10 protein-coding genes and 1 pseudogene are annotated in these 14,408 nt (G+C 68.8%); 8 read left to right on the plus strand and 3 right to left on the minus strand.

Annotated features, from left to right (window positions below):
* Positions 1–6 precede the first annotated feature (6 nt).
* From ABE85_RS15840 to ABE85_RS15850, 3 genes are read left to right on the plus strand one after another with little or no spacing between them, the layout of a single operon-like run.
* Positions 7–1,290, plus strand: coding sequence for a M20/M25/M40 family metallo-hydrolase (locus tag ABE85_RS15840; RefSeq protein ID WP_067276526.1), 1,284 nt, complete (start codon positions 7–9; stop codon positions 1,288–1,290).
* A 38-nt stretch (positions 1,291–1,328) separates the two neighbouring features.
* Positions 1,329–1,727, plus strand: coding sequence for a DUF2946 domain-containing protein (locus tag ABE85_RS15845; protein ID WP_067276529.1), 399 nt, complete (start codon positions 1,329–1,331; stop codon positions 1,725–1,727).
* A 55-nt stretch (positions 1,728–1,782) separates the two neighbouring features.
* Positions 1,783–4,119, plus strand: a complete 2,337-nt coding sequence (locus ABE85_RS15850) for a TonB-dependent receptor (RefSeq protein ID WP_067276533.1) — start codon at positions 1,783–1,785, stop codon at positions 4,117–4,119.
* Here ABE85_RS15850 and ABE85_RS15855 read toward each other — a convergent pair.
* Positions 4,113–4,415 (minus strand): type II toxin-antitoxin system RelE/ParE family toxin, encoded by a 303-nt coding sequence (locus tag ABE85_RS15855; RefSeq protein WP_067276538.1) that lies wholly within the window; start codon positions 4,413–4,415, stop codon positions 4,113–4,115. The two genes, ABE85_RS15850 and ABE85_RS15855, sit on opposite strands and share 7 nt — an antisense overlap.
* Positions 4,412–4,723, minus strand: a complete 312-nt coding sequence (locus ABE85_RS15860; RefSeq protein WP_157522507.1) for a hypothetical protein — start codon at positions 4,721–4,723, stop codon at positions 4,412–4,414. Before ABE85_RS15860 ends, ABE85_RS15855 begins: the two co-directional genes overlap by 4 nt.
* Before the next feature lie 321 nt (positions 4,724–5,044).
* Here ABE85_RS15860 and ABE85_RS15865 point away from each other — a divergent pair, with 321 nt between their 5' ends.
* From ABE85_RS15865 to ABE85_RS15885, 5 genes are all read left to right on the plus strand, one after another.
* On the plus strand, positions 5,045–7,267 hold the full coding sequence (locus ABE85_RS15865) for a prolyl oligopeptidase family protein (RefSeq protein WP_067276543.1): 2,223 nt from the start codon (positions 5,045–5,047) through the stop codon (positions 7,265–7,267).
* Positions 7,268–7,490: 223 nt separating this feature from the next.
* Positions 7,491–7,961, plus strand: coding sequence for a hypothetical protein (locus ABE85_RS15870; protein WP_157522510.1), 471 nt, complete (start codon positions 7,491–7,493; stop codon positions 7,959–7,961).
* A 147-nt stretch (positions 7,962–8,108) separates the two neighbouring features.
* Positions 8,109–9,347: a hypothetical protein gene (locus ABE85_RS15875; RefSeq protein ID WP_067276549.1), complete on the plus strand. Its 1,239-nt coding sequence runs from the start codon at positions 8,109–8,111 to the stop codon at positions 9,345–9,347.
* A 286-nt stretch (positions 9,348–9,633) separates the two neighbouring features.
* Positions 9,634–11,055 (plus strand): hypothetical protein, encoded by a 1,422-nt coding sequence (locus tag ABE85_RS15880; RefSeq protein WP_157522513.1) that lies wholly within the window; start codon positions 9,634–9,636, stop codon positions 11,053–11,055.
* 75 nt (positions 11,056–11,130) lie between these two features.
* The gene (locus ABE85_RS15885; RefSeq protein WP_067276555.1) at positions 11,131–11,883 is read left to right on the plus strand and encodes a hypothetical protein; all 753 of its coding nucleotides are present in this window, start codon (positions 11,131–11,133) and stop codon (positions 11,881–11,883) included.
* A 36-nt stretch (positions 11,884–11,919) separates the two neighbouring features.
* Here the strand turns inward: ABE85_RS15885 and ABE85_RS15890 are convergent.
* Positions 11,920–14,351, minus strand: a pseudogene (locus ABE85_RS15890) (membrane-bound PQQ-dependent dehydrogenase, glucose/quinate/shikimate family).
* Positions 14,352–14,408 lie beyond the last annotated feature (57 nt).

Below are 14,408 nucleotides of genomic sequence, written 5' to 3' on the forward strand. Positions count from 1 at the left end.
ACGCCCATGACCGCTTCCTCCCAGACCTCGTCCCAGACTTCGTACGACGCGCTCGACGCGTGGATCGACGCCCACTTCGACGAGCAGGTCCGCTACCTGCAGGCGCTGGTGCGCGTGCCCACGGACACGCCGCCGGGCAACAATGCGCCGCATGCCGAGCGTACGGCCGAGCTGCTCGCGGAGATGGGCTACGTCGCCGAGAAGCACCCGGTGCCGCAGGCGCAGGTGCGTGACTACGGGCTGGAATCGCTGACCAACGTCATCGTCCGTCGACGCTTCGGCACCGAGGGTGACGGCCCCCGCGGTCCCGTGATCGCCTTGAACGCGCACGGCGACGTGGTCCCGCCCGGCGACGGCTGGACGCACGACCCGTATGGCGGCGAGGTCGTGGACGGCCGGCTCTTCGGACGCGCGTCCGCGGTCAGCAAGAGCGATTTCTCGACCTACACCTTCGCGCTGCGCGCGTTGGAGGCGCTGGCCGCGCAAGGCGCCGCGCTGAAGGGCGGCGTCGAGCTGCATTTCACCTACGACGAGGAATTCGGCGGTGAGTTGGGACCCGGCTGGCTGCTCCAGCAGGGGCTGACGAAGCCGGATCTGCTGCTCGCCGCCGGCTTCAGCTACCAGGTGGTCACGGCGCACAACGGCTGCCTGCAGATGGAGGTGACGGTCCACGGCAAGATGGCGCACGCCGCGATCCCCGACACCGGCATCGACGCGCTGCAGGGCGCGGTCGTGATCCTCAACGCGCTCTACGCGCGCAACCTCGCCTACCGCGAGGTCACGTCGAGGGTCGAAGGCATCAAGCACCCTTACCTGAACGTCGGTCGCATCGAGGGCGGCACCAACACCAACGTCGTGCCGGGCAAGGTCACGCTGAAGCTGGATCGCCGGATGATTCCGGAAGAGGATCCGGTCGTCGTCGAGGCGGAGATCCGCGACACGATCGCGAAGGCGGCGGCTTCGTTCCCCGGCATCACGGTCGACGTGAAGCGCCTGCTGCTGGCGCGCGCGCTCAAGCCGCTGCCGGGCAACCGGCCGCTGGTCGAAGCGCTGCAGCGTCATGGCGAGGCGGTCTTCGGCGAACCGATTCCGACCTCGGGCACGCCGCTGTACACCGATGTGCGCCTGTACGGCGAGCACGGCATTCCCGCGGCGATCTACGGCGCGGGTCCGCGCACGGTGCTGGCGTCGCATGCCAAGCGTTCCGACGAGCGCGTCGAGCTCGACGACCTGCGTCGTGCGACGAAGGTGGTGGCGCGCACGCTCTTCGATCTGTTGCAGTCCCGCTGACCCTCCGCCGGCGCGGCGCGCCTAGAATCCGCCGCGTCATGCGCCTGCACTCCCCCACCGCCTTCGCCCGCTGGATGACCGTCCTGGTCTTCTGGCTGGCGGCGCTGATGCCTGCGGCGTCCATGGCGGCGCAGGCCTTGAACGGGGATCTGGCGCCGTGGACGCAGATCTGCCGATCCAGCGTGGTCGGGCCGCGCGCGGCAGAGCTGCGAGCGGGATTGGCGGACAGCGGCGTGGACGACCAGGACCATGCGCTGTTCCAGCACTGCGCGTTCTGCCACCTGCACCAGGACGCGCTGCCGCTGCCGCCCGTGCCCGTGGTGCTGCCGCTGCGCAGCGAATTGCGTCACGGTCTGCCGGAACGTTTCTACAGCGCGGACACCACTCCTTACGCCTGGCGCAACGCGCCGGCCCGCGCGCCTCCACTGACGGTCTGAATTTTTCCGTACCGGCTGCCGCCGGTGCTCATTCATACCGTTGGAGTTCCTTTCCATGCACAGCCTTTCCCGTGCGCGCCGGCTTCGAGCCGGCGCGCTGACGGTGCTCGCGTCCGCCTCCGCCGCCGTCTGCACGACCGTGTCCGCCGCGGAGGATGCCGACATCGGCGCCTCGTCCCACGTCCTGTCCCTGGGCATCGTCCGCGTCGACGGCGCCGCGCCGACCTCGCTCCCCAGCCGCATTCCCACCACGATGGAGGGCGTCACCGGCGAGGCCATCGCCCGCGACATCAACGCCACCGACGCGGAGGACGCGCTCAAATACCTGCCCAGCCTGGTGGTGCGCAAGCGCTACATCGGCGACTACAACCACGCCGTGCTGTCGACACGCGCCTCCGGCACCGGCAACAGCGCGCGCTCGCTGGTCTACGCGGACGGCATCCTGCTGTCCAACCTGCTGGGCAATGGCGCGACCTTCGCGCCGCGGTGGGGCCTGGTGTCGCCGGAAGAGATCGCCCGCGTCGACGTGATGTACGGGCCGTTCTCGGCGGCGTACTCGGGCAATGCGGTCGGTGCCGTCGTCGACTACCAGACGCGCATGCCGACGCGCTTCGAGGCGCACGCGCGGGTGGGCTACAGCCATCAGCCGAATGATCTCTACGGCCACAAGCGCGACTATGACGCGAAGCAGGCCAGCGCGGCGATCGGCAGCGCGGAGGGCGCGTTCTCGTGGTGGCTGCATGCCGGTCGGACCGACAGCGAGGGGCAGCCGCAGACCTTTGCGAACCGGCCCTTGAGCTCGGCCGCACCAGCGTCCGGTGCCGTGCCGGTCACGGGTGCCGTCGCCGGACCCAATCGGAGCAACCAGCCTTGGCTGCTGCTGAGCAGCGGCACGCAGTACGACACGGTGCAGGATCAGGCGAAGCTGAAGCTGGCCTACGACTTCGAACCGGGCCTGCGGGCCATGGTCGTCTTCGGGCTATGGAGCAACGGCTCGGATGGCCGCTCGCAGAGCTTCCTGACCGACGCGGACGGGCGGACCATCGATCACCGGTCCGGTGGCGGCATCACGCAGCCGATCAGCGTCGACGGCAAGGGCTACTCGCTGAGCGCCAGCGACTTCCCGCAGACGCGCGACGAGCTCGAGCACCGCATGCATGCGATCTCGCTGAAGCGCCGCGTGCGCGACGGGCTTGGCTGGGAGGTCTCGGGCAGCCTGTACGACTACCTCGCCGACCGCTCGCGCGCCTACGCGCCCACGAACGCCGCGCCCAATGCCGGCCGGATCACCGACCAGGCAGGGACTGGCTGGAACACGCTGTCGGCCAAGCTCACGTGGACGCCGGACGGCAGCGATCACACGATCGATGCGGGCGTGTCGCAGGAGCGCTATCAGCTGCGTACCAAGGTCTCTGCGTTGACGGACTGGCGTGATGGTGGCGCCGACGCGTTGACCTCGCGCTTCGACGGCGACACGCGCGTGCGCGCCGTCTTCGCGCAGGATGCCTGGACCTTCGCACCCGATTGGACGGCGGTGCTGGGACTGCGCGGCGAGCACTGGCAGTCGTTCGACGGCGTCACCCAGTCGACGACGAATCTGCAGAACCACCCGTCACGCGCGCAGACCGCGTGGTCGCCGAAGGCGGCGCTGTCGTACGGACTCAGCGAGCAGTGGGTGATCAAGGCCAGCACCGGCCGCGCGGTGCGCTTCCCGACGGTCAGCGAGCTGTTCCAGGGCGGCTTCAACGCGGCGGGGCAGTTCATCAACAACGACCCGAACCTGAAGGCCGAGCGCAGCTGGACCAGCGAGCTCAGCGCCGAATGGACCGGCAAGGACCGCGATGCGCTGCGGATGACGCTCTTCCACGAGGACAGCCGCGATGCGCTGTACTCGCAGCTGAACGTCGCGACCAATGCGAACACGGTGCAGAACATCGACCGCATCCGGACGCGAGGGGTCGAGTTCAGCGGCACGGCGGGCCTGCCGCAACACGTGACCCTGACCGGCAGCGTGACCTTCGCGGACTCGATCATCCTGGCCAACGCCGGCTACGCGACGGTGCCGGGCGACACGATCGGCAAGTGGCAGCCGCGCGTGCCGCGCTGGCGCGCCACGATGCTCGCGCAATGGCAGGCGCGTGACGACCTGAGCCTGAGCCTGGGCGCGCGCTACAGCGGCAAGCAGTTCAGCACGCTCGACAACAGCGACGTCAACGGCTTCGCCTACATGGCGGCGAGCAAGTACTTCACCGTCGACGTGCGGGCCCAGTGGCGACTCGACAAGCAATGGACACTCGCCGCCGGCATCGACAACCTCAACAACTACCAGTACTGGAACTTCCATCCGTATCCGGGGAGGACGTTCCAGGTGGAGCTGAGGTGGGATCACTGATCCGCATCACCTGGGAGCGCTGCCTCAGGCCAATGCCGCGCCACATGGATCACGCGCCGAATGATCAGTCGCGGCGGCGGTGATTGATAGAGGACTCGGTAGTTGCGTTTGACCGGCAATGCGCGGACGCCCTTGTTCAGCGTGCGAGTACCAAGTCCCGGCTGACACTCGAGGATCCGGAACTTGCGGAAGAACTCCTTCTGCATCCTTTCAGCGGCGATGGGGTCGTCTTCTTCAATGCGGCTCAATATGTCATGGAGGTCCCGGAATGCCTCCCTCGAAATCTCCGCGTTCATGATTTCGACGGGAGGTCTCCGGACCCCTCCGCTCCAAATCGCATCGCAAGCGCCTTCTCAGCGTCGTCGAGCGGAATGTTTTGCCCGGCCATTCCGGATCGGATGCTCTCGCGCACGAGGTGGTACTGCTGGGCCTCCCAGCTCTTCGGATCGAAGTACTCGGGGCTGTTGATGAACAGAGCCTCTTCGATCAAACCAATGACGAACTCATCGACGCTGAAATGCGCCGCGGCAGCTCCGGTCTCCAGCTTGTGCTTGAGGTCCGCATCGATGAGGATGGTCAAGGTGGTGGGGGAGATGTCGGTCATATACGGGCTGAAGTCGATGCGCCTTAGGACAGCGTTCATTCTGCACCTGCACTTTCCATGAAGGGGGATGCAGGATTCTGAGAAGCAGTTGGACCCGCCGGAATCGAGCCACAGCCCAAAACGACTCGGACGAGTCGGTCTGCGGCGAAAGACGATCACTTTGAGCCAGCCCCGGCGACGACACGGCGTCGCGGTTCGTCCACCCCGTACTTCCCCGCCCTGACCAAAGGCACCCCAGGGACAGCGGGGCACAATCCCCGCGCACCGCCCCGCACGGCCACGAGCCCCGCGGGGCGCTTCCCGACTCCAGGAGCACATCGCATGCAATCCCGCCTCTCGTTGACCGCCGCGCTGGCGGTCGGGCTGGTCGCCGGCACGGCCGCCACCGCACAGACCGCCACGGCGCCAACCTCCGCGGCCCCTGCCGCCACCACCGCGACCTCCGCGTCGTCCTCGACCTCGCAAGGCTTGAGCTATCCGGCCACCCGCAAGGTCGAGCAGACCGACAACTACCACGGCACCACGGTCGCCGACCCGTACCGCTGGCTCGAGGACGACAACAGCGCCGACACCAAGGCCTGGGTCCAGGCCGAGAACGCGGTCACCGACAAGTTCCTCGCCGCGATGCCGCAGCGCCTGCCCGCGCGCAAGCTCTACACCGACCTCTACAACTTCGAGAAGTTCGGCGTCCCCTACAAGGAAGGCGGCCGCTACTTCTGGACCCGCAACGACGGCCTGCAGCAGCAGGCGGTGCTCTACACCGCCCGCAGCCTGAAGGACACGCCGCAGATTGCGCTCGACCCCAACACGCTGTCCAAGGACGGCACCGTCGCGCTGACCGGCAGCGCCGTGTCCAGGGACGGACGCCTGATGGCCTACGGCACCGCCGGCGCCGGCTCCGACTGGCAGACCTGGAAGGTCCGCGACCTCGACACCGGCAAGGACCTGGACGACACCATCGAATGGGTGAAGTTCTCCGGCGCGTCCTGGACGCCCGACGGCAAGGGCTTCTTCTACTCGCGCTACGACGCGCCCAAGACCGGCGAGGCGCTCACCGGCGCCAACTACTTCCAGAAGGTCTACTACCACCGCCTGGGCACCGCGCAGTCCGCCGACACGCTGATCGTCGAGAACCCGGCCGAGAAGGAATGGGGCTTCAACGTCGACGTGACCGACGACGGCCGCCTCGCGCTGATCAACGTCTGGAAGGGCTCCGCCCGCAAGAACGGCCTGATGCTGCTGCCGCTGGACGGCAAGGGCGGTTATGCCGGCGCCAAGCCGGTCCCGCTGACCGTCAGCTTCGACGCCGAGTACAGCCCCGTGGTGCTCGACGGCCAGCGCCTGATCGTCAAGACCGACAAGGACGCGCCGCGCGGCCGCCTGATCGCGATCGACCTGGACAAGGACTGGGCGGCCAAGGATCCCAAGACCTGGACCACGCTGGTGCCCGAGACCAAGGACGCGCTGACCGCCGCCAACGGCGTCGGCGGCCAGCTGGTGCTGAGCTACCTGCAGGACGCCGCCACGCTGGTGCGCGTGCACGCGCCCAGCGGCAAGCATGTGCGCGACCTGCAACTGCCCGGCGTCGGCACCGCCGCCGGCTTCGGCGGCAAGTGGAACGACCCGGAGACCTTCTTCAGCTACACCAGCCTGACCACCCCGGGCGAGATCTGGCGCCTGGACGCGAAGACCGGCAAGGCCGAGCTGTTCAAGCGCACGCAGACCGCGTTCGAGGCGAACCAGTTCGAGAGCCGGCGCGTCTTCGTCACCAGCAAGGACGGTACGAAGCTGCCGATCTTCATCGCGCACCGCAAGGGCTTGAAGCTCGACGGCACCAACCCGACGCTGCTCTACGGCTACGGCGGCTTCAACGTGCCGATGACGCCGGGCTACGGCGTCACCGCCGCGACCTGGATGAAGATGGGCGGCGTCTACGTGCTGGCCGTGCTGCGCGGCGGCGGCGAGTACGGCGCCGCCTGGCATGAAGCCGGCACCAAGGGCAAGAAGCAGAACGTCTTCGACGACTTCATCGCCGCCGGCGAGTACCTCGTGGCCAGCAAGTACACGCAGCCCGCGAAGCTCGCCATCAACGGCGGCTCCAACGGCGGCCTGCTGGTCGGCGCGGTCGTGAACCAGCGGCCGGACCTGTTCGGCGCCGCGGTGCCGCAGGTCGGCGTGATGGACATGCTGCGCTTCCACAAGTTCACCATCGGCTGGGCGTGGACCTCGGACTACGGCAGCTCGGAGAACGCGGCCGATTTCCAGTGGCTCAAGGCCTACTCGCCGCTGCACACGATCAAGAGCGGCGCGCGTTATCCGGCGGTGCTCGTGACCACCGGCGACCATGACGACCGCGTCGTGCCGGCCCACAGCTTCAAGTACACCGCGACGCTGCAGGCCGCCGACACGGGCCCCGCGCCCAAGCTGATCCGCATCGAGACGCAGGCCGGCCACGGCGCCGGCAAGCCGACCTCCAAGATCATCGAGGAGCGCGCGGACATCCTGGCCTTCATCGCGAACACGTTCGGGATGGACGTGAAGTAGACCGGGCGTTTGCGCAGGGGAACTGGCGGATGTCAGTCGGCAACTGATGCCCATGCCTATTGCCTTCCCCTCCAACACCGTCCCTGACCTCTCCTACGCTCCGGTCGTCATCAGCACGCCGGGGCGCCACCCGCTCAACGCGTACGTTCGGCCCGAAGCCTTCGACCCCCGTCAACTCCCCGGGACCCTCGAACACTTCGGTCCGCTCACGCCGGCCTCCACGGTGGATGAGGCGTTCCAGCGGGCGCAACGCCATCAGCAGCTTCTCGATGCCGCGTCGATCCCGACGCTGATGCAGCTGCCAGCGACCGCCCTGGGACGTGATCCGGACAACTTCATGCGCTTCATGCGGCGGCTCGGTACCCCGGACCTGCAACATCGATGGTCGCTCCGCCAGGCGGAGGACGGCCACGCGGCAGAACTCTTGTCGATCGGCCTTGTCAGTGCCGTCCGGAGCGACAACGCCGAGGCATTCCGGGAGGCACTGAAGCGGTGCTCACTTCCTGCATATCGCCACGTCGGCTTCGACCTGACCGATGCGTTGAAGGAGGCCGTCGCGATCGGATGCACCGCGGGCTCGAATCCACGACTGGGCGCAATCTGGCGCGCGCATTGCGCGAAGTTCCTGCAGGAGGGTCGATTGACGCGGTCGGAACATCGACGCCTGGTCGCGTGTTTCGACACGGCGGTCTGAACGTCAATACCGCCGTGGGCCCGCAGCCCCCCAGGCTCTTTCCATGGCGGGTCGAGCGCCTGTCCGTCGCGGGCCTGGGACGTTGTCACCGGCGAACCATCCCCGGCCGATCGCGACTGACTGCCTTTGACATCTTCACGACCCGTCATGCCGTCGACGCCCGCCTCCCCCACGTTCACCACCGGTTTCGTCATCGTGGATGACGACGGCAACGTCGGCTATGAGCCGCCGCCAGCCTTGCGGGACCAACTCGAGAAGGCCGTCCTCGATGGCGATCTCGACACGACGAAACACCTCCTCGACAAGATCCACGATCGCAGCGGCTGGTGCGGCGAGATCGACACCCGGGAACATTTCGACGTGCTGAGTCATGCGCTCCAGACCGGCATGCGTGCCGGTCTGGCCGCGACCTCCGCCGCCTGCCTGCGGGCCATGGGCGGCGATCGCGCACTCCGGGAGATGGCGCAGCGCGAGATGCCGCAGGTGCTCCGCACCGTGCCGGCGAGCCAGCGCGCGGGCGACCTCATCCGCCTGCCGGCCGCGGCCCTGGACTGCTGGGCCCGTCTCGTGACGGAGGCGGGACTCACCGGCATCCTCACGCCGGGCGCCGCCGCATCGATGCTGGGCGGTGTCCGCCGCTCGACACCGCTCCTGCGCGCCGCGATGAAGGAGGCGGACCAGTTCCTCGCCGTCATCGAGGGCTATGCCCACGCGGGGCGCGAGAAGCTCGTCCGTGGGGAATCCCTGCTGAGCTTGATGCAAGGCCGTGCCAATGGGGGCGAGACCGTCCTGCTCGCCGCGGCGCTGCAGAACGGCGGGACGCAGTTGCACACCTTCCTGAAGGCGGCCCATGCCGCAAGACGCGGGAATGCCCTGTCGGAGAAGGAGTATGTCCAGTTGATCTCGGAAGGTCGCCCAGGCAGCACGGTCCTGGCCGCGTTGTGCGAGCCGACCCGGCTGGTGGATGCGGACGAGCCGCCCGCCCTCGACGTTCAACGCGGCGAAGCGCTGGCGACCTATCTGCAGGGCCTGCTCCTGGCGCGCCTGCCAAGCGCCGTGAGCTTGAGCGACAAGACCTTCGCGGAGATCCTCCTGAGCCCGGGCAGCGATGGCCGGCCGGCCATCCGGCAATGCAGCCAGCGCCAGGCCAGGGAGATCCGCTCGAGGCTGCAACGGGCGCTCGAGACGGGGATGCTGCCGGCGCCGACGGTGCAGAAGATCCTTGCGCAGGTGCCCGAGGTACAGGCGCAGTCCCCGGCGGAGGTCAGGCCACAGGGACACGCCTTCGGCGACCGCGTGCGGGAGGCGGTGCAACGCGGGGACATCGAGAAGGTCTGGGAACTTCACCGCAGGACGCCCGGCCCCGTGAAGCAGGATCTGGCATGAACGGACGCGATGGCGCCGGACCCGCGCCGTCGCTTCTCCGAAGCGCCGGAAATGGACGCGAAAACCGGCCACTTGTCTGGCCGGATTTGCCCCGTTTTCTCCGCGCCTTCAGGTCGCGCCGCTCCGCGATGATGCAAAGCATGACGACACGCCGCACGCCCGCCTTCTCGCAGCCCACGCTCCCGCGTCCCTGCCCCGGAAAGCCAGCCCCGGCGCCGGTCCCGCCTTCGCGGATCTGAGTTCTCACGATCCACGCGCCCAGGCCGCGTCCCTCAGCGGGTCGCCCATGGCCGGCGCACATGCGCTTCCCATTCGCCACGCCGCAGCGCCACGCCCCCTGAGCAGTCGGGGCGTTCAGGCGGCGTCACAGCGCCCTTGCCCGGCCTCTCCACGAGGGGCCGGGCTTTTTTTCGCCTCGGCCACGCCCGGGGAGGCCGCCGCGCATCGACGGCGCGCCGACGATCAGGGGTGGGATGCGGGAACCTTGCGGCCACGGCCCGCACTGACCGGCATGCACGTCCCCCCGGCCCCCCCGCGCTCCGCAAGCCCGATGCCCAGCGCGCAGATCCAGCCGTCGCAGGCCGCGAGCGATCCGGTCCTGCTGCTGCAGGAGTCCTTGCGGGAGTGCCGGCGTCACCCGGCACTGCTCGCCCTGTTGCTGCGCCTGAGTCCCGCCGAGGGTATTCCGAATCCGCTGCGTCAGGCCATGAGCGCAGGAGATCCCACCAGCGCCGGCATGCTGCTCTCGGTGGTTCAACGCCTGGCCGAGGAGCAATACCTGACCCCGGAACAGGAGCGGCGCCTGCTGATCGATGCGATGGACGATGCCGCACTCGTGCACCCGGACCTCTTCGACGCCTGGTTGCTGAGCGTCGACGCAGCCGCCAAGGCTGGACGCATGGCCATGAAGCAGGCGTTCAAGGTCATCACGAGACGCGGACACGACTCGACGGATGCGCTGCAATGGGTGCGCGGCGGATGCAAGGCCGGGGCGCTCCGGGGTTGGGTCGGTCTGGTCTCGCGGGCGTGCCGACTGGGCGTGATCGAGCGCGACATCGGTCTGCGGATCCTGCGCGCGCCTGGCGCGGACACCAGTTTCCTGGACTCGAGTCAGTTCCGCGAGAACAGGGCCGGCATGCGCGAGCTGCTGGAGGGCTATGTCGACGCCGCCGGCCAAGGCGACATCGATCATGCGGAGCTGATGGACCTGCTCCGCGAGGTGGCGGCGGCGCTCTCCCCGCTCTGGCAGCGCGCTCGGAGTCATGCCGACGCGCACGAGCATCTCGCGTCGTTCATGGACGCCGCCTTCACCGCGGCCGTCCGCAAGACCCTGAGCCCCGACGACTATCTGACGCTCATCGCCCCGCGGGAACGGACCGTCCCACTGCTGACCAGCCTCTGCGAGCCGCTCCGACAGGAGGGACTCAAGGTCTATCTGAAGAGGCTGGTGATCGCATCGGCGGGCGGCGTCCTGCCCGTCGAGTCCCTGCGTGCGCTGCTGCTCGCCAGGAGCGACTGCAGGCGTGCGGACATCGCGGGCGTCTCGGCGACGGCGAAGCAGCGACTGCTGGAGACCGTCGATCACCTGCTGGACTGCCAGTCGATCGATACCGCCGAGGCGGCTCGGCTGAGCCAGGAGATCGCCGAGGCGATCAGGGACGTCAAGGCAGCCAGGTCGACCGGGACGACCGGAATGACCAGAGCCTGATCGCGCACCGCGCGCGTTCATCACAGGTGCCGCACGGCTTTGAACCTCTCGCGGGGGCACCGGCACTGTTGTCGAATGCAACTCTCGTTCTCCGCCTCCTCGTCCCCTTCCCTCCAGCCTGTACCCAGCCTGGACGCCGGGCAAGCGCCGACTAGCCTCGGCCTTGAACACGATGCACTGGCCGCGTGGAACGACAACGGCTTGCCGCAAGTGCTGGTCGCCACGTCGGACACCCATTACCGCGTCGTCACTCCGGGACCACACGGCGTGAACGACCGCCCCGTCAGGCTGGATGACCTGGCCCATCTTGCCGCCCCACCGCCTGAAAAGACGGACGAACGGGCCGCCCAACAGCGATTGCGCCTGCGGCTGATCCGTGAAGCGTCGGTGCCCGAGCTCATTCGGATGCCGGTCGCTGCGCTCGGGGGTGACGTCACGGCGTACGAGACGTTCCTGCAAAGGCTGCCGGCGGGTGAAGCGCGCGACCATCTGATCGACCAGTGGTTCCGGGGCAACCGCGACGACGGCCATATTGCGGGCGTCATGGCCATCACTTTGGCCGGTGCCATGGCCAATGGATTTCACGACCCGGTGTCGGTGATCCTGAAGCAATTGCAGAGTCGCACCTACCGCGACGTCAACGCAGCGATTGTTCTGCAAGCCGGCGCCCGTGCCTATGTCAGGCGAGACGGGGATCAGCAGGAGTCGGAAGCGGATGTGAAACTGCGCCAGCTCTGGCAAAAGGAAGTCGGCGCGCTACTCGCCGCCGGACGCTTGACACCCGGCGAGCATCGAAGCGTGATGCGGGTCCACGACAGCGCGGTGTGATCCCCACCGATCCAGACGTGGCCCCCTCAGCCTCCGTCAACGCTTCTCCAGCGCATACGCCCGCACATGGTCGCCGGGCCGGGTCCCGGTCGACCCGTGTCCGCCCGCGATGACCAGCACGTACTGCCGCCCGTCCGCGCCGAGGTAGGTCATCGGCGTGGCCTGTCCGCCGGCGGGCAGCCGCCCCTCCCACAGCACGCGGCCGTCGTTGACGTCGTAGGCGCGGACATAGTCGTCCATGCTGCCCGACAGGAAGGCCACGCCGCCGGCCGTGATCAACGGTCCGCCCAGGCTGGGCACGCCCAGCCTGAACGGCACGGGGAGTGGGGACAGGTCGCGCACCGTGCCGTTGCGATGCCGCCAGACGACCTTGCCTTCGTTCAGGTCGACACCGGCCACCGTGCCCCACGGCGGCGCCTGGCACGGGACGCCCAGCGGCGAGGTGAAGGGCTTCATCTTCGCGGCGAACGGCGCGCCGAAGTTCTCGTTGAGCGCCGGCAGCGCGCCCTTGGGCGGTCCGCCGTCCTGCACCAGCAGCGAGGTGTCGTCGCGGCGCGGCACCAGCGTCGAGGTGAAGCCCAGCACCGCCGGTGTCGTGAACGCGATGCCGCGGACCGGGTCGACGGCGATGCTGCCCCAGTTGAAGACACCGAAGTTGCCGGGATTGATCAGCGAGCCCTGCTCTGAAGGCGGCGTGAAGCGGCCCTCGTAGCGCAGCTTGTGGAAGGCGATGCGGCACCACAGCTGGTCGAACATGGACACGCCCCACATGTCGCGCTCGCGCAGTTCCGGCGGATTGAACGAGATCGCCGACACCGGCTGTGTCGCCGCGCTGAAGTCGCCCGCCGCCGCGCCCTGGGGCGCCGGCGTCTCGGTCACCGGGAACACCGGCTTGCCGTCGCGGCGGTCCAGCACGAAGAGCTCGCCCTGCTTGGTCGGCTGCACCAGCGCCGGCACGCGCCGGCCCTTCACCGTCAGGTCCACCAGCACCGGCTGCGACGGCACGTCGTAGTCCCACAGGTCGTGATGCACGGTCTGGAACACCCAGCGCAGCCGGCCGGTCTCCAGCTCGAGCGCCACCACCGACGACGAGTGCTTCTCCACCGCCGCGGAGCGCTTGCCGCCCCACTGGTCCGGCGGCTGGTTGCCCATCGGCAGGTAGACCAGGCCGAGCGACTCGTCGACGCTGGCCACCGACCACATGTTGGGCGAATTGGCCCTGTAGCTTTGACCGGCCGTATCGGCGCGGTGGCGTCGGGGTTTGCGGAATCCCAGTTCCAGACCAGCGCGCCGGTCTCGACGTCATACGCGCGGATCACGCCGGACTGTTCCTTCGTCGACGCGTTGTCGAGCACGGTCCCCCCGACGATCACCAGCTTGCGGGTCACCACCACCGGCGAGGTCGAGTAGTAGGCGCCCGGCTGGGCATTGGGCATGCCGGCCATCAGGTTGACCGCGCCCTGCTGTCCGAACGAGGGGCAGGTCTTGCCCGTCGCGGGATCCAGCGCGATCAGGCGTGCGTCGGCGGTGGGCATGAAGAGCTTGGCCGCGCAGGTCGCGGGCTGGGCGCCTGCCGCCGCCATCGCGTCCGGGGGCGGCTGGTAGGACAGGCCGCGGCAGGTCAGGTGCTGCAGCGCCAGCTGTCCGCGCACTTGCGGGTCGAAGCGCCACAGCTCGCGGCCCGTCGTCGCGTCGAGTGCCAGCACCGTCTGGTGCGGCGTGCAGAGGAACAGGCGTTCGCCGACCTTCAGCGGCGTGACCTCGAAGGTGGTCTCGACCGGATCGCCGGGCCGGCCGCGGACGTCGCCGGTGCGGAAGTCCCAGGCCAGCTTGAGATCGCCGACATTGGCCGGCGTGATCTGCGCCAGCGGCGACCAGCGCTGGCCGAAGCCGGTGCGGCCGTAGGCATGCCATTCCCCGTCGGGCACCGACGCGGCGCCGGAGGCCGGCGCGCCCGGCGGACGTGCGGCACCGTTGGCCGGCATCGTGCCCTCGACGGCATGAAGATCACGTGTCCAGGACGTCAATGCCACGACAACGAAAATCCCGAGCACCGCCGCGAGCGCGAGCGCCGGCGGGCTGCGCCACGCGACGCGCCGGAGATCGTCGACGGGCAGGTGGCGCCGCATGGTCGGCACCAGCGCCAGCAGCACCGCGCCGATCACGAAGGGCACGCCGAGCCGCGCGCCCAGCGGCCACCAGTCCAGGCCCACTTCCCACAGGCTCCACACGAGCGTGGCCAGGAAATACAGCGCGTAGCCGAACACCGCCTCGCGCAATCGCCCCCACATCAACGCGCCGATCACGGCCCAGGCCAGGCCCGACAGCGCGTAGTACCAGCTGCCGCCGAGCGAGGCCAGCAGGCCGCCGGCGGCGAGCATGACGAAGCCCAGGATCAGCAGCGCGGCGCCGAGGACGCGGGCCAGCCAGGGGACGGGGGCGGGGGACGGTGCGAGGACGTTGGACATCAAGTCGCCTGAAGCGCCGCAAGCACGGCCATGGCGACACTTGGCAAGATTCATTCC

It is taken from the genome of Mitsuaria sp. 7 (assembly GCF_001653795.1).
Taxonomy (GTDB): Bacteria; Pseudomonadota; Gammaproteobacteria; order Burkholderiales; family Burkholderiaceae_C; genus Roseateles.